The sequence below is a fragment of the Mesorhizobium sp. M0106 genome (assembly GCF_040322715.1).
Classification (GTDB): domain Bacteria; phylum Pseudomonadota; class Alphaproteobacteria; order Rhizobiales; family Rhizobiaceae; genus Mesorhizobium.
Genome location: NZ_JAMYUA010000047.1, coordinates 1 through 23,504, shown reverse-complemented (window position 1 = coordinate 23,504; position 23,504 = coordinate 1). Strand labels below are relative to the sequence as shown.

Here is a 23,504-nt window from a genome sequence, read left to right as displayed (position 1 = left end):
TGCGAAAAGCAAGCCGATCCTGGCCAAAAGTTTTGCCGTCATGTTTTGCCGTCATGCGCCGGCCGGCGAAGGCAAGATCGCGTCACGCGGCGGCCGAGCCGATAGGTCGTCGTCTTGGATCAGTCATTTGCTAATCGGAACGGCCCGTAACGGAACACGCCGTTGCACGGCGGCCGAGCCGATGGCTCGTAGTCTCGGACCAACCATTTGCGAATTGAAACGGTCCGTAACGAAACGGTTCGTTACGCCGGGCGGCGCAGACCGTTGCGGGCCTGGTCGAGCCGGACCGGCTGGTCGGGAATGGTGACGGCGAATGTGGTGCGACCGCCGATCGATTCGACCAGCTCCACCGTGCCGCCATGGGCGCGGATCAATTCATGGGCGATCGCCAGGCCAAGGCCGGTGCCGCCACTGCGGGCCGAGCCGCGAAATGCCGCGAACAGGTTTTCTCGCGCCTTTGGCGGCAGGCCGGGGCCGGTGTCGGTGACGACGATGCGGCTGACGCTGCCGATGCGCTCGGCCGATATGGTCAGGCGGCGCACCACGGCGCTCTCGGTGTCGGCCGCCATCGCCTGCACGGCGTTGCGGCTAAGATTGGTGAGCACGCGGAACAGTTGGTCGGAATCGGCGTCGACCTCGAGCACCGGATCGACGGCGTTGACGAATTCGATGCCGCATTCGATGTCGAGCAGGCCCTGGACGTCCTCGACCAGCTGGCGCAGCCGCAGCCTGCGGCGCGACGGTGGCGGCTCCTGGGTGCGGCCATAGGCCAGCACGCCCTCCGAGTAGGACACCGCACGGTCGAGCGCGCGCAGCAGTTTTGGTGCGAAGGCCTGCACGGTCGGGTCCTTGACCTGGCGCAGGCGGTCCGACATCAGTTGCGCCGAGGCGAGGATGTTGCGCATGTCGTGGTTGATCTTCGACACGGCCAGGCCGAGATCGGCCAGGTGCTTCTGCTCGGACAGCATCTTCTGCAGCCGCTCCTGCATCTGCGACAGCTCGCGTTCGGCGACGCCGATCTCGTCGGCCCGGGCGGCGGGGTGAATGATGCGACCGGGATCGTCGGGCGCCTCGGAAAAGGACAGCATCGAGCGTGTCATCGTCCTGATCGGGCCGATCATGATCAGGTCTATCGCGGCGTAGACCAGCATGGCGGTGAACAGCGAGATCAGCAGCGAGACGAAGGCGACGTTGCGCGAATAGATCAGCATGGCATTGCGCAGGCGGTGGTCGGGCATGATCAGCTCGAATTCCTTGTCGCTGTCGCCGACCGGCCCGAAAACGCGCAGCATCCGCTTGCCGCCGAAAAACAGCGTGTCCAGCGCGCCGGTCATACCCTCGATCATGCCGACATTGGCGATATCGATATGCTCGTCGACCTGCGGCGGCATTTCGGCCACGACCAGAAGCCGCGAGACGCCGCCGTCGCGCACGGCGATCGCCTTGGCGCCGATCGCCATCAGTACGTCGTTCTGGGCGGCACGCGACAGCGAGGCAGGTTCGCCCTGCACCAGGACGATGGAAACCGCGGCGGCGGTGCTCAGCCTCTCCTTCAGCCAACTCAGCCTGTAGCTGGCGATCCAGGGCACGAAGATGAGGATTTCGGCCAAGAGCACGAAGACGATGGTGAGCAGCAGCAACTTGGTCGACAGGCCGCGCGCCAGCGGCACCCTGCGGGTGGACGCCTTCGCCTGGGCGATGCTTTCGTCGGTTGCTGGGACTTCACTCATGCTCGTCGTCACGGCTGCCTGTCATCACGGCTGCTTGTCTTAGGGACTGCTCGTCTTCACGATCGCTTGATCGGGTGAGATTAGGCGATTGCGGCTTTTTTGCCAAATTCATCCTTGGCCGAAGCCGGACAAAGGGCCGCAAGACTTCGATGCCGGTCCGACAATGCCGGCCCGACACGCTGGATTGACTTCCAAAACCCTTCTTTCTATAAGCCCGCTCACGCTCGGGCCATTCGTCCCGGCGCGGTTTCGATCGCGCCTAAACCGGCCCGGCAAAGCTCCTGTTACAAAGTGACAGAATCAAGAAGGGCCGCACCCCGCGGTATTTAAACAAATGAAGCGTACTTACCAGCCGTCCAAACTCGTCCGCAAACGCAGGCACGGTTTCCGCGCCCGCATGGCCACCAAAGGTGGCCGCGGCGTCGTCGCAGCCCGCCGCAACCGCGGTCGCAAGCGTCTCAGCGCCTGAGCACCAAGCGAGAGACAAGATCGTTGCCCGCAACCGGCAAGCCAACGGGTGCCCATCCCAAGCGGCTTCTGAAGCGCGCGGAATTCCTGGCTGTCCGCCGCGGCGAAAAGCGCCGCGGGCGGCTTTTCCTCGTCGAGGTCCTGGGCCGCGGCGACGGCGAGGCGCCGCGCGTCGGCTACACCGTCACCAGGAAGGTCGGCAACGCCGTCGTTCGCAATCGCATCCGGCGGCGGCTCAGAGAGGCCGTGCGCACGCATGCCGCGGATGACATGGCGCCGGGCAATGATTATGTCATCGTCGGGCGCGAAGACGTGCTTACCACTCCGTTCGGCCAGTTGAAGGCCGAACTCTCCCGCAGATTGCGTGGAACACGATAGGCCAAGGGCTTCGATGGAAAACAACCGCAACTTCTTCATCACCATCGCACTGTCGGTGCTGATCCTGGCGCTTTGGCAATATTTCTATGTGATGCCGCGCAGCGAGATGCAGCGCGAAGCCGCCCGCATCGAAGAGCAGCGCGTGGCGGAGCAGAAGAAGGCCGCCCAAAGCACCAGTCCGGGCGCCAGCGAAACACCGGTGCAGCCCGGCGCCATTCCGAGCGCGCCTGGCGGCGAAGCCGTCACCGCGGCTAGCCGCGACCAGGCGATCGCCTCGACCAAGCGCGTCAAGATCGACACGCCGAGCCTCGAAGGCTCGATCAACCTCACCGGCGCACGTCTCGACGATCTCAAGCTCAAGCATTACAGGGAGACGGTCGACAAGACCTCGCCCGAGATCGCGTTGCTCAACCCGGCGTCCCTGCCGAACGGCTATTTCGCCGAGATTGGTTTTTCCGGCACGCCGGATGTGGGCAGGCTGCCGGGTCCCGACACCGTCTGGCAGACCGACGGCAATGCGACGCTGACACCGGCGACGCCGGTGACACTGACCTTCACCAACGACAAGGGCCTGACCTTCAAACGCACCTTCTCGGTCGACGCCCAGTATATGTTCACCGTGTCCGACACGGTCCAGAACGGCGGCTCGGCGCCCGCGACGCTGTCGAACTATGGCCGCGTCACCCGTTTCGACAAGCCGGCTATCGCCAGTACCTATGTGCTGCACGAAGGCCTGATCGGCGTTACCGGAAGCGAGGGCCTGCAGGAGTACAAATACTCCAGCGTCGAATCGGAAAGGGAATACAAGCCAGGCAAGTCGACCGACGGCTGGCTAGGCATCACCGATAAATACTGGGCGGTGACCCTGGTGCCGCCTGGCGGCCGCGAATTTCAGCCCAAATTCTCTTATTTCGAGTTCAAAAGCGGGCCCCATCCGCACAGCTACCAGTCCGATTTCCTGTCCGATCCGGTCACAATCGCTCCCGGGCAATCGACGACCGTGGAGTCGGAGATATTCGCCGGCGCCAAGGAAGTTTCAACGATCAACGCCTATGAAAAGGACCGTCATATCCGTCAGTTCGACCTCCTGATCGACTGGGGCTGGTTCTATTTCATCACCAAGCCGATGTTCTGGCTGATCGACACGCTTTACAAATTCTTCGGCAATTTCGGTCTGGCGATCCTCGCCACCACCGTCATTGTCAAGGCGCTGTTCTTCCCGCTCGCCAACAAGTCCTATGCGTCGATGGCGAACATGAAGAAGGTGCAGCCCAAGATGCTCGAGATCCGCGAGAAATACGCGGACGACAAGATGAAGCAGCAGCAGGCGATGATGGAGCTCTACAAGACCGAGAAGATCAATCCGCTCGCCGGCTGCTGGCCGGTGGCATTGCAGATCCCGGTGTTCTTTTCGCTCTACAAGGTGCTCTACATCACCATCGAGATGCGGCACGCGCCGTTCTTCGGCTGGATCCAGGATCTGGCGGCGCCGGACCCGACGTCGATTTTCAACCTGTTCGGGCTGATCCCCGTTACCTTGCCGCACATGCTGATGATCGGCGTCTGGCCGCTGATCATGGGCGTGACGATGTTCCTGCAGATGCGCATGAACCCGACGCCGCCGGACCCGACGCAGGCGGCGATCTTCACCTGGATGCCCGTGATCTTCACCTTCATGATGGCGGGTTTTCCGGCCGGCCTCGTCATCTACTGGGCCTGGAACAACACGCTGTCGATCCTGCAGCAGGGCGTGATCATGAAGCGGCAGGGCGCCAAGATCGAATTGTGGGACAATCTGGTCGCGCTGTTCCGCAAGAAACCGTCGCCGGCGGAATAGCCGGCGCTCCGATAGTGCGAAACCAGAAAGCCCCGGTTCGTCCGGGGCTTTTTGCACAGGCTGCCGGTCTGGATTAAGCGATTGGTACTGCCGGACGGATCGCGCTATTTTGACCTGGCTGGCAGTTGCTCGACGGAGCTCGATATGACCGGACCCAATCCATCGATCAAGCATCCGATCCCGTTGCACACACGCGTCGGCTTTCTGAAACCGCTGGTGACGGCGCCGAATATCGAGATCGGCGACTTCACCTATTATGACGACCCTGACGGACCCGACAAATTCGCCGAAAAATGCGTGCTGCATCATTATCCGTTCATCGGCGACAGGCTAGTCATCGGCAAGTTCTGCGCCATTGCCGAGGGTGCGCGCTTTATCATGAACGGCGCCAATCACGCCATGTCCGGCTTTTCGACCTATCCGTTCAACATCTTTGGTCACGGCTGGGAGGAAGGTTTCGACCCGGCGACATGGTCGAAGGAGGTGCGTGGCGACACAATCGTCGGCAACGACGTCTGGATCGGCATGGAAGCGGTGATGCTGCCGGGCGTGAAAATCGGCGACGGCGCTATCGTCGCGGCAAAGTCGGTGGTGACGCACGATGTGCCAGCCTATGCAATTGTCGCCGGTAATCCGGCCAAAGTGGTGAAGATGCGCTTCGATGACAGGACCATCCGGCGGCTGCTGGCGCTAGCGTGGTGGCACTGGCCGGTGGAAAAGATCAGCCGCAATCTCGATGCCATTCGTGGCAGCAACATTTTTCTTCTGGAGGCAGCGGTTTGAACGCGTTGAACAAGACCACGATCGGTATCGAATTGTTCACGCGAGCCTGGATCTTCATCCGCGGCGTGCCGGCGATGAAATTCCTGCCGCCGGAGGGACCGCCCGAGATCGCCTTTGCCGGCCGCTCCAATGTCGGCAAATCGTCGCTGATCAACGCGCTGGTCAACCAAAAGGGGCTGGCGCGCACCTCCAACACGCCGGGCCGCACGCAAGAGCTCAACTATTTCGTGCCTGGCGGATTTTCGGGAGAAGGCGCCGATCTGCCGCCGATGGCGCTGGTCGACATGCCAGGCTATGGCTACGCCACGGCACCGAAGGAAAAGGTCGACGAGTGGACGAAGCTCGTGTTCGACTATCTCAAGGGCCGGGTGACGCTGAAGCGCGTCTACGTGCTGATCGATGCCCGCCATGGCATCAAGGCCAAGGACGACGAGGTGCTGTCGCTGCTCGACAAGGCGGCGGTGTCGTATCAGATCGTGCTGACCAAGACCGACAAGATCAAAGCGGCGGGGGTACCGCGGCTGATCGAGGAAACGCTCCAGAAGATCAAGAAACGCCCGGCGGCATTTCCCTTCGTGCTCGCCACGTCGTCGGAAAAGAGCGAGGGCCTCGAGGAATTGCGTGCGGCGATCGTGCTCGCCGCCAATGGCGGATAGGCCACCGACCCTGGCAGCCTGTCAGGCGGGGCTGGAGGCCCGTTCCTGCTCTGCCAGCTGTTCGGTGCCGTAGGCCTTCAGGAACACGTCGACGCCCGACCTGACGATGTGTTCGATCTCGGCCGCACTTGGCGCCTTGGTGCGATAGGCGAATATGCACTGGCGGAAAAGACCGGCCAGACACAGCTCGGTGAACTGATAGGCGGCAAGTTCGACGTCGTCGATCTTCAGCAGGCCGCGTTCGATAGCCATGTTGAGGAAAACGACGACCCTGTCATGGCCACGCTTCGGGCCGCGTTCGTAGAACCGGGCACCAAGCTCCGGAATGCGTTCCGACGCGCCGATCACCGTCCGCTGCGCCAGGATGACCCTCGCCGAAGTGATCTTCATGGACAGCACGACGCCGAACTTCACCAGCGTCTGGCGAAGGTCGCCAATCTGGTCGAGCACTTCATACATGTTCTTGAAAATCGTGCCGCGCTCTTCCTCGATCAGCGCTTCGAACAGCTCTTCCTTATTGGCGAAGTAGACATAGATGGTGCCCTTGGACACGCCGGCCTCGCGCGTAATGTCGTTCATCGACGCGGCTTCGAAGCCCTTGTCGATGAAGACACGGCGCGCACCCTCGATGATCTGGCTGCGCTTGACCGGGTCTTGCCCCGCGGCCGGGCGGCCGCGCGGCAGACTGTCCAGCAGATCGCACTGGTCCTTGCCGGCGCTGGGCAATGGGCCTGAATCAGGCAAAGGAGCGGCCTTGGGGGCTTCGGCCATAATGTCACACCTCGTAAAATAATTCGAACCATCCGGTTCGATTGCTCTTGATATGGGCCTCTTTAAGCGCTAAGTCAACGTCGAGATCGAACCGAACGGTTCAGTCTGACGAAATTCAGCGCCAGTTAATTTAGAGAGATATCATGTCCTCGAACGCGCCCACCAGTGCCGAAGTCCGCCCGTTCCCCAGTGCCAAGGTCCAGCCTGCGATCGAAGCGCCGGAAGCCCCTCTCAAGCCCGCCGACGTCACCCCGCTGGCTCCCGCCAAGAAGAAGCGCTCGATGCGCTCGATGTTGCTGCCCATCATCGGCCTGGCCCTGCTGGGCGCCGGCGCCTGGTATGGCTATGATTACTGGACCGACGGGCGCTTCATGATCACGACCGACGACGCCTATGTCCAGGCCGACACGGCGTTCATCTCGCCAAAAATCTCGGGTTATGTCGATCAGGTCAAAGTGACCGAGAACCAGCAGGTGAAGGCCGGCGACCCGCTGCTGATCGTCGATGACGGCGACTACAAGATAGCCGTTGCCCAGGCCGAGGCGCAGATCGCCACGTTGAGCAAGACGCTCGACCGCATCGATGCCCAGACCGAGGCGGCGCGCGCCTCGCTCAAGCAGGCGCAGGCGCAGAAGACCGCCGACCAGGCCGCGGCCGATAATGCGAAGCGAGCTCAGGTTCGTGCCGCCCAGTTGCTCAAGACCCGCGTCGGTACTCAGGCCCAGTTGGACGATGCCCAGACGGCGGTCGAGCAAGCCAATGCCGCACTAGCCGGCGCCGACGCGCAGATCGCGGCGGCTCAGGCGAATATCGGCGTGCTCCAGGCGCAGCGGGCGGAATCGGCAAGCACGCTGGCCTCGCTGCAGCTTGCCCACGACAAGGCGGTGCGGGATCTGTCCTTCACCGTGCTGCGCGCACCCTATGACGGCGTGGTCGGCAACCGCTCGGTCGAGCAGGGCGACCTGATCAGCCCCGGACAGAAGCTCGCCGTCATCGTGCCAATGGACAAGCTCTACATCGTCGCCAACTTCAAGGAGACCCAGCTTGCCCGGCTGGTGCCTGGTGAAAAGGTCAGAGTGTCGGTCGACGCGATCGACGGTCAGGACATCGAGGGTACCGTGTCGTCGCTGGCCCCGGCTTCGGGAGCAGTGTTCTCGCTGCTGCCGCCGGAAAACGCCACAGGCAATTTCACCAAGGTGGTGCAGCGCGTTCCGGTTCGCATCGACGTGCCTGCCGATGTGCTGAAGACGGGCAAGCTGCGCGCCGGCCTGAGCGTCGTCGTCGCCGTCGACAGCCGCACCGCGCCTGCGGCATCGAAGTAAAGCGGAACCGGGAGCAAGGGTCATGGCGACCGCAACCCTAACTGCAGGATCGGCGCCGGCGCCAGCCATGCCGGTGCCGGTTGACCACATCTCGACACGCCGCGTCATCGCCTTCCTGGCAATGGTGTTCGGCATGTTCATGGCGATCCTGGACATCCAGATCGTCTCGGCCTCGCTGGCCGAGATCCAGGCGGGCCTGAGCGCCAGTTCGGACGAAATTCCGTGGGTGCAGACGGCGTATCTGATTGCCGAGGTGGTGATGATCCCGCTGTCGGGCTTCCTCAGCCGGATGCTGTCGACGCGGGTGCTGTTCACAATCTCGGCGGCAGGTTTCACCGCGGCCAGCGCGCTGGCGGCGACCGCAACCAATATCGACCAGATGATCGTCTACCGCGCCGTGCAGGGCTTCATCGGCGGCGGCATGATCCCGAGCGTCTTTGCAGCCGCCTTCACCATCTTCCCGCCGTCGCGTCGCGCCATCGTCTCGCCGATGATCGGCCTGGTAGCGACGCTGGCGCCAACCATCGGCCCGACCGTCGGCGGCTATATCAGCCATGCCATGTCCTGGCACTGGCTGTTCCTGGTCAACGTCGTGCCCGGCATTCTGGTGACGACGGCCGCCTGGTCGCTGATCGACTTCGACAAACCCAATCTCAAGCTGTTCAGCAAGTTCGACTGGTGGGGGCTTGCCGGCATGGCCGCCTTCCTGGGCTGCATGGAATATGTGCTGGAGGAAGGTCCCAACAACGACTGGCTGCAGGATCAGGCGGTGTTCATCTGCGCCGTCATCATGACCTTCGGCGCGGTGCTGTTCTTCTGGCGCGTGTTCACCGCCGAGGAGCCGATTGTCGATCTGAGGGCTTTCAGCAATATCAATTTTGCCTTCGGCTCGCTGTTCTCCTTCGTCGTCGGCATCGGCCTCTACGGTCTGACCTATCTTTATCCGGTGTTCCTGGGGCGGATCCGGGGCTACGATTCGATGATGATCGGCGAGGCGCTGTTCGTCAGCGGCCTAGCCATGTTCTTCACTGCGCCGATCTCCGGCATCCTGTCGAACAAGATGGACCCGCGCATCATGATGATGATCGGCTTCTTCGGCTTCGCCACGGGGACCTGGTGGATGACGCATCTCACCGCCGACTGGGATTTCTATGAACTGCTGATCCCGCAGATCCTGCGCGGCTGCTCGATGATGCTTTGCATGGTGCCGATCAACAACATTGCGCTCGGAACCTTGCCGCCGGAGCGGCTGAAGAATGCGTCTGGCCTGTTCAACCTGACCCGCAATCTCGGCGGCGCCGTCGGCCTGGCAGTCATCAACACCGTGCTGATCGACCGCAATGCCTTCCACTACGCCAGGCTCTCCGAGCACGTGCAATGGGGAAGTGCCGCTGCACAGCAGAAGCTGCAGAACATGACGCTCAACTTCGAGCAGACCGCCGGGCTCGACGCCTCCAAGGCGGCCATCTCCAAACTGTCAGGCATGGTCCAGCAGCAGGCGTCGCTGCTGTCGTTCATGGACGTATTCTTCATGCTGACGGTTTTGTTCGCGACGCTTGGGCTCTTCACCCTGGTGATCCGCAAGCCAGCCGCTCAGGGCGGCGGTGGCGTAGGCCATTGAGGCGCGCTGGATCCCCCGCCTGGCGCCCTCGCGCATGACCCCGAAAAGCGATTTTCGGGGTCATGCGCAAAATCAACCATTACGAACTCCTCTCGCGCTCCGACAAAGTCAGGGTCGCAGCCGTCCTCACGCCGTCGCCGGCTTGAAGGTCAAGGCAACGCCATTGATGCAGTGTCGCAACCCGGTCGGCGGCGGACCGTCATCGAACACGTGGCCGAGATGGCCGCCGCAGCGGCGACAATGGACCTCCGTGCGGGTCATGCCCAAAGACCTGTCCACGGTCTTGCCGACGGAATTCGGGATTTCCTGCCAGAAGCTCGGCCAGCCTGTGCCGGAATCGAACTTGGTCTCTGACGAATAGACCGGCAGGCCGCAGCCGGCGCAAGCGAAGATGCCTTTGCGGTGCTCGTTGAGCAGCGGACTGGTGCCCGGGTATTCCGTGCCCTCCTTGCGCAGCACATTGAAGGCCGCGTCGGACAGGATGGCGCGCCACTCGGCTTCGGTCTTGGTAACCTCGAAAGTCTCAGCCGCGCGTGCATCCTGGGCTCCGCCCATGCGCAGCGCGGTGGCGCCTGCGACAACGCCAATGGCTGCCGCACCACTCAAAAGAAGCTCGCGACGGTTCATGGCCATTCCTCCTGTCATTGCTTGTGCCAAATTCGACCGCCACACGGAAATCAAAAGCCGGTGACGATCGCTGTCCTCAAAGCGGGACTCCGCGCCTATCCACATCTTGCGTGAACGGCGCGGAGTGTGCGCAGGGAGGCCCTTAGTGATATCTTCGCCGGCAGCGTGCGTTTGTTACATCTTCGGCAGGAGAACCTTGTCGACGACGTGGATGACGCCGTTGGACTGCTCGACATCGGCGATGGTCACATTGGCGACGTTGCCGTTCTCGTCGGTCACGGTGACCTTGCCGCCGTCGGCCTTGAGCGACAGTTCGCAACCACCGACCGTCTTGACCTTGTGGGTGCCGCCGTCGTTCTTGACCATCTTGGCGACGTCGGCGGCCATCGCTTTGGCGCCGAGGACATGGCAAGTCAGGATCTTGACGAGCTTGTCCTTGTTTTCAGGCCTGAGCAGCGTCTCCACCGTGCCGGCTGGAAGTGCCGCAAAGGCCTCGTTGGTCGGCGCGAACACAGTGAAGGGGCCAGCGCTTTGCAGCATATCGACCAGGCCGCCTGCCTTGACGGCAGCGACCAGCGTCGTGTGGTCCTTCGAGTTGACAGCATTTTCGACGATGTTTTTCTGGGCATACATGGCGGCGCCGCCGACCTTCGGATTTTGAGCATAGGCAATGGTGGCGAGCGCGGAAATGGCGACCGTGCCGGCAAGCAAAAGGGTGGCGAATTTACGCATGATTTCAATCTCCTCTGGTTATCGTTCCCCTCATTTGGGAACGCAAGGAGATACGCGATAGAAATGCTGGAGTTTCGCCCTCTCCGCAAAAAAAATATTTGTCGCTGCAATTTGCCCGGCGCGGATCGACAGCCGCTAACAAGCTTTGCAGGCGTTTAAATCACGGGAGATAGATTTCAGGTCTGCTTCCGGAGATGAGAAGCGGTCAGATGCTCTTCAGATCGCCCGCTGCGACCACCGGTCCAGTCGGCTGGCCGGTCGGTGAACCGCCGGCAGGCTCAACGCTGACCGCAAGCACGGCGCCTTGCGCCAATTTCTCCTGGACGGCGGGCGGGATGGGCAAATGCGCGGTCGCACCGGCCGGGATGACGCCCATCGACACCGGCGCCTTCTTGCCTTCGATCATCCACAGCTCGAAGTCCTTGCCGGCGGCCCGCTCGCCGGAAACGTGGGAAAGACCGACCTCGTGACGGGCGGCATCGTAGACGACGAGATATTTGACGTCGCTGCCTTCGGCCGCCAGCGAGGCGACAAGCCGCGCCTGCGGCGGTTCGGTGGACGGGCGGAAGTAAGGCACGGCGATGTAGATCGCCAGCGCCGCAATGGCGGCGGCGGCAAGACCGCGCCAGAAGCCAAGGCTCGACCACAGGCCGGCGCGCGGCTCTGCAGCGAACAGCCGGCGGTCCAATGCTTCCTTGACCCTGATCGGAGGCTCTGTCTCCGGATAGGCGGCGGCCATCGGCGAAAGATGCGCCTCCCAGGCATCGACAAGGCGCGCGAAGGCGGCGTCCGCATCGATGCGGCGCGACGCGATCTCGCGTTCATCGGCGGCCAGAACGCCAAGAACGTATTCGGCGGCGAACAGGTCGTCGCTCCCACGTTCCGGTCCATTGTCGTCAGCCAGCGTCATCTTTCCAGGCATTCTCTCAGTTTCAACAGGCTGCGCCGCAGCCAGGTCCGCATCGTGTTCAGCGGTACGCCATAGCGCTCCGCCAGTTCGGCATAGCTTTTGCCATCCAGATAGGCGCCCCGGACGGCCGCCGCCCGGTCCTTCTCCAATTCCTTGAGACAATGGTAGATGCGTTCGGACTCACCGCCCGCCACGGCCATGGCCTCCGGCCCCGGCGCCGGATCGGCCACGTCGAGCGCGGCATCGATATAGGCGGCAGGCTCTCGCCGCGCCCTGATCCGATCGATCGCATGATTGCGCGCAATGGCCACCAGCCAGGAGATCGGGCTCAGATCCGAAACGGCGAAACGGTCCGCCTTCGTCCATATCTTGACGAAGACCTCTTGAAGCGCCTCTTCTGCATCTCCCCGATCCTTCAATACACGAAGGCAGACGCCGAAAAGTTTCGCGCTGGTCTGCCGGTAGAGCAGATCGAACGCAGCCCGGTCCTTCATCGAAGTCCGGACAATCAGGTTGCTGATGTCCTGCGGCGTCATCCGCCGCCAAATTAGGCGATTGCAATGTATTTGCAACGACTGAAATGGTCTTGCGCACCGGCAGCGCCAGCGTCGATTGCCAATGAAATCGCAGCCCGCTAGCTTGCAATGAGCGGGAGGGCGACCATGTCGATCGAGCGGGTTCTGTGGGAGCATGACGCAACCGGCCAGGCCGCACTCGTGCACAAGGGAGAGATCACACCGCAAGATCTCGTCGATGCGGCGATCGCCCGGGCCGAGGCCACCCACCCGGAGATCAACGCCATCGCCGAACCGCTCTATGAGGCGGCGCGGGCGCGGGCGAAAACCGTCGACCACAAGCTGCCGTTTGCCGGAGTGCCCTTTGCGCTGAAGGACCTCGGCGTCGCCATGAAGGGCGTGCCGACGCATGGCGGCAGCCGCATCCCGGCCTTCACCCCCGATTTCAGCTCGGTGATGACGGAACGCTATCTGGCCGCCGGCCTGATTCCGATCGCCACCAGCACCGCACCCGAACACGGGCTGAGGCTGGTGACCGAATCGGCGGCTTTCGGCATCACCCGCAACCCATGGGACACCGCGCATACGACCGGCGGTTCCTCGGGCGGTGCGGCTGCGCTGGTCGCGGCCGGCGTCGTGCCGGTGGCGCATGCCTCGGATGGCGGCGGCTCGATCAGGGTGCCTGCCGCTTGTACCGGGCTGATCGGGCTGAAAACCTCGCGAGGCCGCGTACCCTTGACGCCGCTCGTCACCGAAAGCTGGTACGGCTTCGTCGTCGACCATGCGTTGGCCCGCTCGGTGCGCGATACGGCCCTGCTGCTCGACCTGACCCACGGGCCCGACCCGCTGTCGCCCTACGCGGCACCCTCGCCGAACGGCAGTTTCACTGCGGCCGCCGGGCGCGATCCGGGCAAGCTCAAGCTCGCCTTCTATCGAAAATCGCCGCTCGGCCTGCCGATATCGGAAGAGACGTTGAAAGCTCTGGATGCGGCGATCGGGCTGGCGCGCGAAGGCGGACACAGCGTCGAGGAGATCGACCTGCCCTATATCGATCGCGATTTCATCGCCGATTTCGCCAGAACCGTCGCTGCGGCGGTGGCCGGCACGATGCGTGGCGAGGCCTTGCGCGTCGGCCGCTCCATCTCAGGCGACATCGAACGCGCCACGCGCGTGATGAGCCGGTTCGGTGAAATTCTCTCGGCCGGCGAAATCTATGCCGGCCTGCAGCGGCTGCACGCAACCTCGCGCCGGCTTATCGCCGAAACCGCGCATTATGATGCAGTGCTGATGCCAGTCATCGCGCACCCGCCGCTCGCCTGCGGCACCATGGACCCGAAAGGCGCCGACGAATTCATCGAGAATGTCCTGGACAGACTGCGCCTCGCCCGTCTGCTGAAGTTCAAGCCGCTATTCGGCCAGCTGATGGACAAGAGCCTGTGGTTCACCCACTGGCCGGCGATCCAGAACGTCAGCGGGCAACCGTCGATCACGCTTCCGGTTTACGTCACCGATGCCGGCCTGCCGCTCGGCGTCCAGGCCGCCGGCCGCCCCGGCGACGAGGAAACGCTTTTGTCGTTCGCCGCGCAGATGGAAAGGATCTCGGGCTGGCTGGGCCGACGGGCGCCGCTGCAGCGGCCGGCATAGGCGGTGATTTGATCGATCGTGACAGCAAAGCCGTTTGCCCCCTCGTCCAATTCCCGCTAAGACGCCGCCGTTCATGCCAAGCTGGGAACCACGCCGATGACGGATGTCGCCGCCACCGCCGAAATGCAGGCCGCGCTGCTTTCAAGGGCGCTGCCCTATATGCAGCGCTACGAGAACAAGACGGTCGTGGTGAAATATGGCGGCCACGCGATGGGCGACATCGCGCTCGGCAAGGCTTTCGCCCGCGACATCGCACTTTTGAAACAATCCGGCGTCAACCCGATTGTCGTGCATGGCGGCGGGCCGCAGATCGGCGCCATGCTCAGCAAGATGGGCATCGAATCCAAATTCGAGGGCGGCTTGCGCGTCACCGACCAGAAGACCGTCGAGATTGTCGAGATGGTGCTGGCCGGGTCGATCAACAAGGAGATCGTCGCGCTGATCAATGCCGAGGGCGAGTGGGCGATCGGCCTGTGCGGCAAGGACGGCAACATGGTGTTTGCCGAAAAGGCGCGCAAGACCATGATCGATCCGGATTCCAACATCGAGCGGGTGCTCGACCTGGGCTTCGTTGGTGAGCCTGTCGAGGTCGACCGCACATTGCTCGACCTCCTGGCGCGGTCCGAAATGATCCCGGTGCTGGCGCCGGTGGCGCCCGGCCGCGACGGCCATACCTACAACATCAACGCCGACACTTTTGCCGGCGCCATCGCCGGCGCCTGCCAGGCGACGCGCCTGCTGTTTCTTACCGACGTGCCCGGCGTGCTCGACAAGGACAAGAAGCTGATCGACGAGTTGACCGTGGCCGAGGCCAAGGCCCTGATCAAGGACGGCACTGTCTCGGGCGGTATGATCCCCAAAGTCGAGACCTGCATCGAGGCAATCGAGCGCGGCGTCGCAGGCGTCGTCATCCTCAACGGCAAGACGCCGCATGCGGTGCTGCTCGAGCTGTTCACCGAACACGGCGCCGGCACGCTGATCGTGCCGTGAGGCCGGGTGTCTGAGGGGCTCAAGCGTTTGGCGAAATAGCGGTCACGGACTGACGCGGCAGGCGTTCGACAACCATCGATTCTTCTTCCTCGTCTTGCGGCGCGCCCCAGAATTCGGCGAGCGTCGGGCCATTTTTCAGGCGGCGGTCGCGGACCAGAAAGCCCCAGACTTCGCGGAACCAGACGCGGCGGCCCATTTTGGTGTACCAGCGCATCGAATGCCGTTGCTCCGGATCCTTGTGGAACAGGATGCGCGCCAGCGCCTTGGGCCGCGACTGCACGGCCAGTTCGATCAGCTTGACGGCGAAGAACAGCATCCACGGCTTGAGGCGGGTCATCTGCAGGACCTGATGCTTGTAGTCCCACAGGCGGGCGTCCAGCTGGATCACCTTGCGGTCCCTGGCAATCCTGAAGAACGGCGTCCAGCGGTGGGGCGTTACATAGAGCGCCTGGATCTGGTCGGGGTCATAAGCGATCAGCTGGCGGAAGCCGCGCCAGAGGTCGCGCAAACTTTCGTCCTCGAAACCGGCCACCCAGGTCGCCATCGACAAGATGCCATTGAGTCGCAGCAGCCGTATCGCCTCGCGGTCGGATGAGGTGCTGCCGCCCTTGCGGATCAATGCAAGCGTCTGCTCGTCGGTATTTTCCATGCCAAGCAGCCAGCGGATGACGCCGGCCTGGCGATAAAGATGCAGGCTGTCGGCGTCGCGGACGATGTCGTCGGCGCGGGTGGAGCCGACGATCAGCACCGGCACATTCTCGGCGATCATCGCATCGAGAAAGGCGCGCCAGGCTTTTTTGGACGACGTCGGGTTCTCGTCGGCAAGGTTGATCAGCTCGACGCCATGCTTGCGGTATAGCCAGGCAATCTCCCGCGCGAACTTCACGGGGTCGCGGTGCCGCCAGCGCGTCCAGAAGCCGCGCTGGCCGCAATAGTTGCACAGATGCGGACAGCCTCGCGAGAACTGCATGACTACTGCGCGCTTGCCGCCCCAATAGCTGTAGCGACTGAAGTCGATCAGTTCCCAGCCGATGCGGTAATCGTCGAAATTGGCGATCGTCCTTGCCGGCCGGGTGGCAAAAGGACGGCGCACATCGTCAGCAAAAGCGATCCCCGCCACAGCCGAGAGCGGCTTGCGTTTCTCCAGCGCTTCGGCCAGCGCGACGATGGTCGCCTCGCCCTCGCCACGAACGATGACGTCGAAGGCATCCGTTTCGGCCAGTATGTCGCGCCAGTGATAGGTCGGAAACACGCCGCCATAAATCAGGATTGTCGCCGGATCGATGTGCTTGACCATGCCGGCGATCAGCAGGGCTGTCGGATGCGCAGAGGTCGAGCCGGAATGGCCGATCAGAATGCAGTCGGGATGATCGCTCAAGGCGTCCCGGACCAGCGTGGCAAGCGGCATCGGCCCGAATTCGGCATCGACGAGCCGCACCTCGTGTCCCGCGTCGATCAGCGGACCGCCCAGTGCCAGCAAACCGAGCGGCGGCAGATGGTCGTCCGGCACACGGCTGCCGATGGCGGTATGCGGCGGGTTGATCAGGACGATTTTCATGGCGGGCCTTATGCAATGGCGGTCCGCATGTCGTAGTCGGCGATCTAGTTCCGGAGATTGGCTCGCTTCAGCAGTTTGTGTGCAGCTTTTCCGCAGAAATGCCTATCGTCTGAGATGTGCAAGCGGGACATGGCCGGGCCCCTTGATGTTCTGCAGCACAAGCTGTGTGTGTACGTCGCGCACGCCTTCGAGCCGCATCAGCCGGTGCATGACGAAGGCATTGAGCTCGTCGACCGACGGCACCATGACATGCAGCAGGAAATCGTAGTCTCCAGTCATCGTCCAGCACGACGACACCTCGTCCATGCGCTGCACGGCGGCGATAAAGGTTTCGGGTGAGCCGTCGCTGTGGGTTACGAGGCGCACCTGGATGAACACTTCGACCATCAGCCCGACGGCGCGGCGGCTGAGCACCGCAGCAAAGCCCTTTATGATGCCCGCCTGCTGAAGGGCCTCGAAGCGCCGCGCGCAAGGTGTCGTCGACAGCCCAATCTCCTGCGCCAATTCGGAGACCGGCTTGCGCCCGTCGCGCTGCAGGATGTCGAGCATCTTGATCTCGAATTCATCAAACTGAGGCATTTTCACTCTCCCAAAGCTCGATCGTGGAGTCTTTTACCTCCAACCCCGCATTTGAGCCACCATCAAAGCTGATTTGCCTCGCGCCATCCCGCTAGAATTTCCGGCAATCCGCTGATCATGATTTCCAGGGAGAGCAAGCCATGACAATGAACGTTGCCGACTATGCCCGCGAATGCGCGGCGCGAGGCCTTCGCGGCGATTATTCGGTCTGCCGTGCCGATTTCACCGTGGCGCAAGGCTACAATTATAGCGACGAAGAACAGGCGGTGTGGCGTACGCTGTGCGACCGCCAGACGAAGCTGACCAGGAAGCTCGCCCACCACTCCTACCTCGACGGCGTCGCGGCACTCGGTCTTCTCGATAAGATCCCGGATTTCGGTGCGGTCAGCGAGAAGCTGCGCAAGTTCACCGGCTGGGAGATCGTCGCCGTGCCGGGGCTCATTCCCGCCGCGCCGTTCTTCGACCACCTCGCCAACCGCCGGTTCCCAGTCACCAACTGGCTGCGAACCCAAAAGGAGCTCGACTACATTGTCGAGCCCGACATGTTCCACGATTTCTTCGGTCACGTGCCGATCCTGACGCAGCCGGTCTTTGCCGATTTCATGCAGATGTATGGCAAGAAGGCCGACAGCGTGATTGCGCTCGGCGGCGACGAGATGATCACCAGGCTTTACTGGTACACCGTCGAATACGGGCTGATACGCGAGCCGGGCCAGCCGCTGAAGGCTTTCGGCGCCGGGCTTATGTCATCCTTCACGGAGCTTCAGTTCGCGGTCGAAGGCGGTGAGGCGCACCATGTCCCCTTCGACCTGGAAACCGTGATGCGCACCGGCTACGAGATCGACAAGTTCCAGCGTGCCTATTTCGTGCTGCCGTCGTTCGCCGCCCTGCGTGATGCTTTCGAGACCGCCGATCTTGCGGCGATCGTGGCGCGCCGCAAAGGCGAGCCAGCGCTCGACCCGGCGAGCCTATAGGCTGTCGGCTGTTTCCAAAGCCTCGGCCTTCAGCCGGGCCAGCTGGTCGCGCTGAAGGTCGAGTGACGCCGTGACGAAGCGCAGGATCGTGGCGAGTTCAGTGTCGCTGAATGTGGCGATCACCTTTTCCCCCTCCTGCGCGATCGCGCCATAATAGCGCGCCGATAGTTCTCGCGTGAGTTCCGTCGCCTCTATGACCACCTTGCGCCTGTCCTCGAGGCTGCGCGTTCGTGTCAGCAGGCCGCGTGCCTCCAGCCGGTCGATCAGCGCGGTGACCGCGGCCGGCGTCAACCCTGTTGCGGCAGCGACCTCGCCAGCCGATCGCGGGCCGCCATAGAGCAGCGCCAGGCAATGGCGTTCCGCCATACTCAGCCCAAGCCTATCGCCCACTGCCTCGTCATAAGCCTGCGTCGCGTCCTGCCAGCCCATAATGGCAAGGCTGATGGCGGTCTTCATGTCGGCCCGATTCATGCTTGACGAATTTATTTCGACCATCTAACTATCAATCTGCCTAACATTACGGCCATTATAGTAATATGCTGCATCAGGCGCAAGGCAAGGCCTATCGCAGCCTGCAAGGAGTGAAACATGAATCAGACCCCAACGCGCGGCCTACTCACACCGGCCGAGGAGTTCAAATATGCCAAGCTGGCGATGGAGTGGTATGGCTGGGGCTCTCCCATTGGCCTTGGCATCGCTCAGGTCGCGCTGGCGGCGGCCGCCCTGCTGTTCCGCATCGCCATCTTCGGATTTTGACAGTCTGGGCAGCGGCGCGGTTGAATGCAGCAGAAGGCTTAAGGCCGAGCTCAGGCGGCTTCGGAAATATCGCGGTCGATGATCGACAGATTGCGGCCGCGATGCTTGGCCTCGTAGAGCCGCTGGTCGGCGGCGCGCATTAGCTCCGACACTGCGGCGTCTCTGCCGCAGGTGATGCCGCCAATACTGACTGTCAGCGGAACCGTTCGTTCGTCGACGGGCCGGAAACGGATACGCTCGACTTCACGCCGGATGCGCTCGCCTGGCCTCGTGTTCGGTGGCACCAATCAGAAGGGCGCAGAATTCCTCGCCGCCGATGCGGCCAAGCACGTCGCCGCTGCGCACGCCATGCTCTATCGCATTTGCGATCAGGAGCAGGGCATCGTCGCCGATCAGATGGCCGTAGCTGTCGTTGATGGTCTTGAAATGGTCGGCATCGACAATCAGCAATGCCCCGCGATCGGATTTGCGCCGGGAGCCGTCGAGAGCGGCAAAGAAACTTTCGCGGTTGAGCATGCCGGTCATGTCGTCGCGGCTCGCCTTTTCCGCCAAGCGCCTGTGCGCGGCGGCGAGTTGGGCATGGGCGCGGGCGAGCTCGCGATGCGCGGTCTGCAACCTTTCGCCCTGCCAGAACGTATAGGCGCCGACGCTCCAGGCAAGCGCGAGCGGGCACACGGTGGATGTCAGCCAGATGGTGCGGTTGATCGGAAACCCCATTGCCGGCACGACGATCAGCGTCAGCAAAAGCGAGACCGCGACGGAGGCGAAAGCGATGGCGGCAGACTTTAGAAATATGCGATTCATCGCTTGCTCCCACTGGTCCGTCTTGGTTCCAGCAAAGCGCTGAATGTCACCTTTCGGCGATGCTTAAGATTTTAATCATGGCGCCATTTTTACCACCCAGGGCGCGCATAGGTTGTGGATAAACCTCCTGTTAGAAAGATCGTTTCGTGCCATAAGGACGTATGACCACGCTTCCCGACCCCGCCCGCTTTGCCCATGTCACCGACTGGGTGTTCGATCTCGACAACACGCTTTATCCGCATCATTCGAATCTGTTCTCGCAGATCGATGTGAAGATGACCGCCTACGTCGGAGAATTGCTGACGCTGCCGCGCGAGGAAGCACGCAAGCTGCAAAAGGAGCTCTACCGCGAATACGGCACGACGCTGAACGGATTGATGACGCGCCACGGCATCGACCCCGACGATTTTCTCGAGAAAGTGCACGACATCGATTATTCCTGGCTGGTGCCCGATCCCGTCCTCGGCACCGCCATTCGCCAGCTTCCCGGCCGTAAATTCATCTTCACCAATGGCGATCGCCGGCATGCCGAACGCACCGCGCGGCAGCTGGGCATTCTCGAGCATTTCGACGATATTTTCGATATTGTCGCAGCCGGACTGAACCCCAAGCCGGCGCGGCAATCCTATGAGAAATTTGCCGAACTCCACGCCGTTACCGGGCAAAATGCGGTGATGTTCGAAGATCTTGCCCGCAACCTGTCGGTGCCGAAATCGCTGGGCATGACCACGGTGCTGGTGGTGCCACGCAATTTCGAGCCGACCTTCTCGGAAATCTGGGAACGCGACCCGGCCAACGAGGACGATGTGGACTTCGTCACCGACGACCTCGCCGGCTTTCTCACGGCGATCGTGGAAGTCCCTGCTTGAGGCAGCCGGCGCGCTTCAAGTCCTTGCTTGCATTTCAAAGTTTATAGAAGCGGCTGACGATCCCCCAGGCCTCGTCGGCGGTGTCGACGAAATCGATGATATCCTGGTCGCCGGGCGTGATCGTGCCTTGCTCGGCGAGGAAATCGAGGTCGATCGCCCTTGCCCAGAAAGCCTTGCCGAACAGAATGACCGGCACACGTTCCATGCGGCCGGTCTGGATCAGGGTCAGCGTTTCGAAGAACTCGTCCATCGTGCCGAAGCCGCCGGGAAATACCGCAACGGCCTTGGCACGCATGACGAAATGCATCTTGCGGACCGCGAAATAGTGGAAGTTGAAGCAGAGTTCCGGCGTCACGTAGGCGTTTGGCGCCTGCTCGTGTGGCAGCACGATGTTGAGACCGATCGAAGGCGCGCCAACATCGTCGGCGCCACGATTGCCGGCCTCCATGACACCCGGCCCGCCGCCGGTCACCACGACGAATTCGCGATAGTACGAGGTGGCCGACTGCTGTGAGCAGAGGCGGGCGAATTTGCGCGCCTCCTCGTAATATTTGCTGTTTTGCTCGAGGTTCTTCTTCTGCGTCTCGTTCTTGGCCGCCCAGGCTTCGCCGCCGGGCTCGGGAATGCGGGCGCCGCCGAACAGGATGACGGTCGATTGAATGCCGCGCTCGGCCAGGATCATCTCCGGCTTCAGCAGTTCGAGTTGCAGCCTGACCGCGCGCAACTCGCGCCGCGTCATGAAATCGGGGTCGTTCCAGGCCAGCCGATATGTCTCCGCGCGCGTTTGCGGCGTGTCCGGCACGCTTTTCGACCGCTCCAGATCCTCGTCCGAATGCGGCAGCGGCGTCCATCCCGCCTTTTCCATGGGAGTCATATTTGCTTTACCCGTCCAATCATTCACTTGCGCCGTCCCGTGACGCTGCCGCGATTGACCCTCCCCAAGCCTTCACATAGGGTCCGCGCGACTTTCAAACAGGTTAAGGCGCCGGCCCTTAACAGCTTGGTAATGGAGCGAATTCATGTCGAAGCCCGATCTCGCGAGCCTCGAGGAGATTATCGAGAACGCCTTCGAGGAACGCGACACGATTTCGACCGCAACCCGCGGCGAGACGCGCGAGGCCATCCAATCGGCGCTCGACCTGCTCGACCGGGGCGTCGCCCGCGTCGCCGAGCGGCAGGCCGACGGCAAATGGCACGTCAACCAGTGGCTGAAGAAAGCGGTGCTGCTGTCGTTCCGGCTCACCCCGATGGAGATCATAAAGGGTGGTCCCGGTCAGGCGGTATGGTGGGACAAGGTGCCCTCGAAATTCGACGGCTGGAGCGCCGTCGATTTCGAGAAGGCGGGCTTCCGCGCCGTGCCGTCGTCGATCGTGCGCCGCTCCGCCTATGTCGCGCCCGGCGCCGTGCTGATGCCGTCCTTCGTCAATGTCGGCGCCTATGTCGACAGCGGCACCATGGTCGACACCTGGGCTTCGGTCGGCTCCTGTGCCCAGATCGGGAAGAATGTGCATCTGTCGGGCGGTGTCGGCATCGGCGGTGTGCTGGAGCCGATGCAGGCGGGTCCAACCATCATCGAGGACAATTGCTTCATCGGCGCCCGTTCCGAAGTGGTCGAAGGGTGCATCGTTCGCGAAGGCTCGGTGCTCGGCATGGGCGTCTTCATCGGCCAGTCGACCAAGATCGTCGACCGCGCCACCGGCGAGATCTTCTACGGCGAGGTGCCGCCTAATTCCGTCGTCGTCGCCGGCTCGCTGCCGGGCAAGCCTTTTCCAAACAACGAGCCGGGCCCCAGCCTCTACTGCGCCGTCATCGTCAAGCGGGTCGACGCCAGAACCCGTTCCAAGACATCGATCAACGAATTGCTGCGCGATTGATCTTTCCCCACGAATACGGACGGAATTCGCTTGCCTGACAGATCAGACCTCATCTGGCTTTTCTTCAGAACTTCGGGCCGCGTCAGCCGCGCGGCCTATTTTCTGGGAGGACTGCTGGTGGCCATCATACAGGCCCTCCCACTCTACCGTTTCACGCTGGTTCCGGAAGGCACTACCGAGAGCAACATGTGGTCGTTCATTTTCTTCATCGCCTTCATTGCCTCGCTTTGGTCGAACGTGGTGCTGGCGGTGAAGCGGTTGCATGACCTCGACAAGCCGGGTGTTGCGGCGCTGGTGCTGTTCGTGCCGGTTGTCTCGATTATCGCTTTCCTCGTGCTTTGCCTATTTCCCGGGCAGCCGGGACCCAACCGCTACGGCAAGCGCACCAACGCACCGGCCGAACCCTGAGCGCCGATCGGATATTTCGTCATGCGCTACCGCTCGCTTGATTCGAAACTGATCCTCGAAACCGCCGAACGGCTGGAAGAGCGCGTCGCCGAGCGTTTTCCCGATGCCGGCTTGCGCGGCGTCGCCGCCGAGCTCGTGTCGCTGTCGCGCGATCTGGCAAAGGCAGCCAAGGCGCTGGAGGCGCCGATCTGGTGGCTGCGCGGCCTCATCATCGCCGCCTTCGTCGTCGGAGCGCTGATGTTCCTGTTCGTCGGCACAATCCTGCCGCTCGGCCGCATCTCGGGAAACCACGATGCCTTCCAGTCGATGCAAGGCATCGAAGCCTCCCTCAACATGATCATCCTCGCGGTGCTGGGCTTTCTGGCCCTGATTCGCTCCGAGGAGCGGATCAAGCGCAAGCGGGTGTTTCGCCAGCTCCACGGGCTGCGTTCGCTGATCCACGTCATCGACATGCACCAGCTGACCAAGGATCCGGCAACGCTTTCAGCCAGTTTCAAGCCGACTGCGCATTCGCCAGCCCGCATCACCAACGCCGCCGACCTTGCCCGCTATCTCGACTACTGCTCCGAAATGCTGTCGATCACCGGCAAGATCGCCGCGCTGTTCGCGCAATCTGACCGTTTGACGGGTCGAGCTAGAGTCGGATCGCCCTCGTCTTTCCCTTGAGGCCTGAACGGATACCCGGAGTTCGGCTCCGA

At 62.5% G+C, this 23,504-nt stretch carries 25 protein-coding genes and 1 pseudogene; 15 read left to right on the top strand and 11 right to left on the bottom strand.

What is annotated here, in order from left to right; translation table 11 throughout:
- Window positions 1–242: 242 nt before the first annotated feature.
- Window positions 243–1,730: an ATP-binding protein gene (locus NKJ55_RS29825; protein WP_352452999.1), complete on the bottom strand. Its 1,488-nt coding sequence runs from the start codon at window positions 1,728–1,730 to the stop codon at window positions 243–245.
- A 334-nt stretch (window positions 1,731–2,064) separates the two neighbouring features.
- Between NKJ55_RS29825 and rpmH the strand changes: the two genes are divergently transcribed.
- The 5 genes from rpmH (at window position 2,065) to yihA (ending at window position 5,852) form a co-directional block, all read left to right on the top strand.
- A complete protein-coding gene (gene rpmH / locus NKJ55_RS29820) occupies window positions 2,065–2,199 on the top strand; it encodes a 50S ribosomal protein L34 (RefSeq protein WP_008833937.1) in 135 nt (44 codons plus the stop codon).
- 23 nt (window positions 2,200–2,222) lie between these two features.
- Entirely contained in the window at window positions 2,223–2,576 is a 354-nt protein-coding gene (gene rnpA, locus NKJ55_RS29815; protein ID WP_352452998.1) for a ribonuclease P protein component, read from the top strand.
- A 13-nt stretch (window positions 2,577–2,589) separates the two neighbouring features.
- On the top strand, window positions 2,590–4,413 hold the full coding sequence (gene yidC, locus NKJ55_RS29810; protein ID WP_352452997.1) for a membrane protein insertase YidC: 1,824 nt from the start codon (window positions 2,590–2,592) through the stop codon (window positions 4,411–4,413).
- A 144-nt stretch (window positions 4,414–4,557) separates the two neighbouring features.
- Window positions 4,558–5,196: a CatB-related O-acetyltransferase gene (locus tag NKJ55_RS29805; protein ID WP_352452996.1), complete on the top strand. Its 639-nt coding sequence runs from the start codon at window positions 4,558–4,560 to the stop codon at window positions 5,194–5,196.
- Window positions 5,193–5,852, top strand: coding sequence for a ribosome biogenesis GTP-binding protein YihA/YsxC (yihA, locus tag NKJ55_RS29800; protein ID WP_031193748.1), 660 nt, complete (start codon window positions 5,193–5,195; stop codon window positions 5,850–5,852). The genes NKJ55_RS29805 and yihA overlap by 4 nt, the downstream gene beginning before the upstream one ends.
- A gap of 21 nt (window positions 5,853–5,873) precedes the next feature.
- Here yihA and NKJ55_RS29795 read toward each other — a convergent pair whose 3' ends face one another.
- Window positions 5,874–6,623: a TetR/AcrR family transcriptional regulator gene (locus tag NKJ55_RS29795; RefSeq protein ID WP_352452995.1), complete on the bottom strand. Its 750-nt coding sequence runs from the start codon at window positions 6,621–6,623 to the stop codon at window positions 5,874–5,876.
- Window positions 6,624–6,766: 143 nt separating this feature from the next.
- On the opposite strand from NKJ55_RS29795, the gene NKJ55_RS29790 reads away from it, so the two are divergent.
- Window positions 6,767–7,945: an HlyD family secretion protein gene (locus NKJ55_RS29790; protein WP_352452994.1), complete on the top strand. Its 1,179-nt coding sequence runs from the start codon at window positions 6,767–6,769 to the stop codon at window positions 7,943–7,945.
- A 67-nt stretch (window positions 7,946–8,012) separates the two neighbouring features.
- A complete protein-coding gene (locus NKJ55_RS29785) occupies window positions 8,013–9,566 on the top strand; it encodes a DHA2 family efflux MFS transporter permease subunit (protein ID WP_352453017.1) in 1,554 nt (517 codons plus the stop codon).
- Between the two features lie 126 nt (window positions 9,567–9,692).
- On the opposite strand, the gene msrB is transcribed toward NKJ55_RS29785, so the two are convergent.
- The 4 genes from msrB to NKJ55_RS29765 all read right to left on the bottom strand — a co-directional run bounded on the left by msrB (window position 9,693) and on the right by NKJ55_RS29765 (window position 12,371).
- Window positions 9,693–10,193: a peptide-methionine (R)-S-oxide reductase MsrB gene (gene msrB, locus NKJ55_RS29780; RefSeq protein ID WP_023677487.1), complete on the bottom strand. Its 501-nt coding sequence runs from the start codon at window positions 10,191–10,193 to the stop codon at window positions 9,693–9,695.
- 174 nt (window positions 10,194–10,367) lie between these two features.
- Window positions 10,368–10,925, bottom strand: a complete 558-nt coding sequence (locus tag NKJ55_RS29775) for a fasciclin domain-containing protein (RefSeq protein WP_352452993.1) — start codon at window positions 10,923–10,925, stop codon at window positions 10,368–10,370.
- Window positions 10,926–11,130: 205 nt separating this feature from the next.
- Window positions 11,131–11,835 (bottom strand): anti-sigma factor, encoded by a 705-nt coding sequence (locus NKJ55_RS29770; protein WP_352453016.1) that lies wholly within the window; start codon window positions 11,833–11,835, stop codon window positions 11,131–11,133.
- Window positions 11,832–12,371, bottom strand: coding sequence for a sigma-70 family RNA polymerase sigma factor (locus tag NKJ55_RS29765; protein ID WP_023677484.1), 540 nt, complete (start codon window positions 12,369–12,371; stop codon window positions 11,832–11,834). The genes NKJ55_RS29770 and NKJ55_RS29765 overlap by 4 nt, the downstream gene beginning before the upstream one ends.
- A gap of 126 nt (window positions 12,372–12,497) precedes the next feature.
- Here NKJ55_RS29765 and NKJ55_RS29760 point away from each other — a divergent pair, with 126 nt between their 5' ends.
- Complete coding sequence (locus NKJ55_RS29760; protein ID WP_352452992.1) at window positions 12,498–13,994, top strand: amidase; 1,497 nt, start codon at window positions 12,498–12,500, stop codon at window positions 13,992–13,994.
- 96 nt (window positions 13,995–14,090) lie between these two features.
- Window positions 14,091–14,984 (top strand): acetylglutamate kinase, encoded by an 894-nt coding sequence (gene argB / locus NKJ55_RS29755; RefSeq protein ID WP_023677482.1) that lies wholly within the window; start codon window positions 14,091–14,093, stop codon window positions 14,982–14,984.
- A 19-nt stretch (window positions 14,985–15,003) separates the two neighbouring features.
- Here argB and bchE read toward each other — a convergent pair whose 3' ends face one another.
- Window positions 15,004–16,542 (bottom strand): magnesium-protoporphyrin IX monomethyl ester anaerobic oxidative cyclase, encoded by a 1,539-nt coding sequence (gene bchE, locus NKJ55_RS29750; RefSeq protein WP_352452991.1) that lies wholly within the window; start codon window positions 16,540–16,542, stop codon window positions 15,004–15,006.
- Window positions 16,543–16,644: 102 nt separating this feature from the next.
- On the bottom strand, window positions 16,645–17,121 hold the full coding sequence (locus tag NKJ55_RS29745) for an Lrp/AsnC family transcriptional regulator (RefSeq protein ID WP_023677481.1): 477 nt from the start codon (window positions 17,119–17,121) through the stop codon (window positions 16,645–16,647).
- A 140-nt stretch (window positions 17,122–17,261) separates the two neighbouring features.
- On the opposite strand from NKJ55_RS29745, the gene phhA reads away from it, so the two are divergent.
- The gene (gene phhA, locus NKJ55_RS29740; RefSeq protein ID WP_352452990.1) at window positions 17,262–18,095 is read left to right on the top strand and encodes a phenylalanine 4-monooxygenase; all 834 of its coding nucleotides are present in this window, start codon (window positions 17,262–17,264) and stop codon (window positions 18,093–18,095) included.
- Here the strand turns inward: phhA and NKJ55_RS29735 are convergent.
- A complete protein-coding gene (locus NKJ55_RS29735; protein WP_352452989.1) occupies window positions 18,090–18,590 on the bottom strand; it encodes a MarR family winged helix-turn-helix transcriptional regulator in 501 nt (166 codons plus the stop codon). The genes phhA and NKJ55_RS29735 overlap by 6 nt on opposite strands.
- 93 nt (window positions 18,591–18,683) lie before the next feature.
- Between NKJ55_RS29735 and NKJ55_RS29730 the strand changes: the two genes are divergently transcribed.
- Window positions 18,684–18,851: a hypothetical protein gene (locus NKJ55_RS29730; RefSeq protein ID WP_352452988.1), complete on the top strand. Its 168-nt coding sequence runs from the start codon at window positions 18,684–18,686 to the stop codon at window positions 18,849–18,851.
- A gap of 50 nt (window positions 18,852–18,901) precedes the next feature.
- Here the strand turns inward: NKJ55_RS29730 and NKJ55_RS29725 are convergent.
- Window positions 18,902–19,655: pseudogene (locus NKJ55_RS29725) on the bottom strand (GGDEF domain-containing protein).
- Between the two features lie 161 nt (window positions 19,656–19,816).
- Between NKJ55_RS29725 and NKJ55_RS29720 the strand changes: the two are divergent.
- A complete protein-coding gene (locus NKJ55_RS29720) occupies window positions 19,817–20,524 on the top strand; it encodes a pyrimidine 5'-nucleotidase (RefSeq protein ID WP_023677476.1) in 708 nt (235 codons plus the stop codon).
- A gap of 34 nt (window positions 20,525–20,558) precedes the next feature.
- Here the strand turns inward: NKJ55_RS29720 and NKJ55_RS29715 are convergent, their stop codons facing one another.
- Complete coding sequence (locus tag NKJ55_RS29715; RefSeq protein WP_023718198.1) at window positions 20,559–21,398, bottom strand: LOG family protein; 840 nt, start codon at window positions 21,396–21,398, stop codon at window positions 20,559–20,561.
- A 145-nt stretch (window positions 21,399–21,543) separates the two neighbouring features.
- Between NKJ55_RS29715 and dapD the strand changes: the two genes are divergently transcribed.
- From dapD to NKJ55_RS29700, 3 genes are read left to right on the top strand one after another with little or no spacing between them, the layout of a single operon-like run.
- Window positions 21,544–22,398, top strand: a complete 855-nt coding sequence (dapD, locus tag NKJ55_RS29710) for a 2,3,4,5-tetrahydropyridine-2,6-dicarboxylate N-succinyltransferase (RefSeq protein ID WP_023677474.1) — start codon at window positions 21,544–21,546, stop codon at window positions 22,396–22,398.
- Window positions 22,399–22,428: 30 nt separating this feature from the next.
- Complete coding sequence (locus tag NKJ55_RS29705) at window positions 22,429–22,806, top strand: DUF805 domain-containing protein (protein WP_023677473.1); 378 nt, start codon at window positions 22,429–22,431, stop codon at window positions 22,804–22,806.
- A gap of 21 nt (window positions 22,807–22,827) precedes the next feature.
- Entirely contained in the window at window positions 22,828–23,472 is a 645-nt protein-coding gene (locus tag NKJ55_RS29700) for a hypothetical protein (RefSeq protein WP_352452987.1), read from the top strand.
- Window positions 23,473–23,504: the final 32 nt, after the last annotated feature.

What these genes read in the sequence shown, in the direction of transcription:
- NKJ55_RS29700 (WP_352452987.1), top strand. Translation starts at nt 22,828, where the DNA reads ATGCGCTACCGCTCGCTTGATTCGAAACTGATCCTCGAAACCGCCGAA.
- NKJ55_RS29825 (WP_352452999.1), bottom strand. Translation starts at nt 1,730, where the DNA reads ATGAGTGAAGTCCCAGCAACCGACGAAAGCATCGCCCAGGCGAAGGCG.
- msrB (WP_023677487.1), bottom strand. Translation starts at nt 10,193, where the DNA reads ATGAACCGTCGCGAGCTTCTTTTGAGTGGTGCGGCAGCCATTGGCGTT.
- NKJ55_RS29790 (WP_352452994.1), top strand. Translation starts at nt 6,767, where the DNA reads ATGTCCTCGAACGCGCCCACCAGTGCCGAAGTCCGCCCGTTCCCCAGT.
- NKJ55_RS29770 (WP_352453016.1), bottom strand. Translation starts at nt 11,835, where the DNA reads ATGACGCTGGCTGACGACAATGGACCGGAACGTGGGAGCGACGACCTG.
- phhA (WP_352452990.1), top strand. Translation starts at nt 17,262, where the DNA reads ATGACAATGAACGTTGCCGACTATGCCCGCGAATGCGCGGCGCGAGGC.
- dapD (WP_023677474.1), top strand. Translation starts at nt 21,544, where the DNA reads ATGTCGAAGCCCGATCTCGCGAGCCTCGAGGAGATTATCGAGAACGCC.
- NKJ55_RS29805 (WP_352452996.1), top strand. Translation starts at nt 4,558, where the DNA reads ATGACCGGACCCAATCCATCGATCAAGCATCCGATCCCGTTGCACACA.
- NKJ55_RS29765 (WP_023677484.1), bottom strand. Translation starts at nt 12,371, where the DNA reads ATGACGCCGCAGGACATCAGCAACCTGATTGTCCGGACTTCGATGAAG.
- NKJ55_RS29785 (WP_352453017.1), top strand. Translation starts at nt 8,013, where the DNA reads ATGCCGGTGCCGGTTGACCACATCTCGACACGCCGCGTCATCGCCTTC.
- bchE (WP_352452991.1), bottom strand. Translation starts at nt 16,542, where the DNA reads ATGAAAATCGTCCTGATCAACCCGCCGCATACCGCCATCGGCAGCCGT.
- NKJ55_RS29745 (WP_023677481.1), bottom strand. Translation starts at nt 17,121, where the DNA reads ATGCCTCAGTTTGATGAATTCGAGATCAAGATGCTCGACATCCTGCAG.
- NKJ55_RS29715 (WP_023718198.1), bottom strand. Translation starts at nt 21,398, where the DNA reads ATGACTCCCATGGAAAAGGCGGGATGGACGCCGCTGCCGCATTCGGAC.
- yidC (WP_352452997.1), top strand. Translation starts at nt 2,590, where the DNA reads ATGGAAAACAACCGCAACTTCTTCATCACCATCGCACTGTCGGTGCTG.
- argB (WP_023677482.1), top strand. Translation starts at nt 14,091, where the DNA reads ATGACGGATGTCGCCGCCACCGCCGAAATGCAGGCCGCGCTGCTTTCA.
- NKJ55_RS29795 (WP_352452995.1), bottom strand. Translation starts at nt 6,623, where the DNA reads ATGGCCGAAGCCCCCAAGGCCGCTCCTTTGCCTGATTCAGGCCCATTG.
- NKJ55_RS29775 (WP_352452993.1), bottom strand. Translation starts at nt 10,925, where the DNA reads ATGCGTAAATTCGCCACCCTTTTGCTTGCCGGCACGGTCGCCATTTCC.
- NKJ55_RS29735 (WP_352452989.1), bottom strand. Translation starts at nt 18,590, where the DNA reads ATGGTCGAAATAAATTCGTCAAGCATGAATCGGGCCGACATGAAGACC.
- rpmH (WP_008833937.1), top strand. Translation starts at nt 2,065, where the DNA reads ATGAAGCGTACTTACCAGCCGTCCAAACTCGTCCGCAAACGCAGGCAC.
- NKJ55_RS29730 (WP_352452988.1), top strand. Translation starts at nt 18,684, where the DNA reads ATGAATCAGACCCCAACGCGCGGCCTACTCACACCGGCCGAGGAGTTC.
- NKJ55_RS29760 (WP_352452992.1), top strand. Translation starts at nt 12,498, where the DNA reads ATGTCGATCGAGCGGGTTCTGTGGGAGCATGACGCAACCGGCCAGGCC.
- NKJ55_RS29720 (WP_023677476.1), top strand. Translation starts at nt 19,817, where the DNA reads ATGACCACGCTTCCCGACCCCGCCCGCTTTGCCCATGTCACCGACTGG.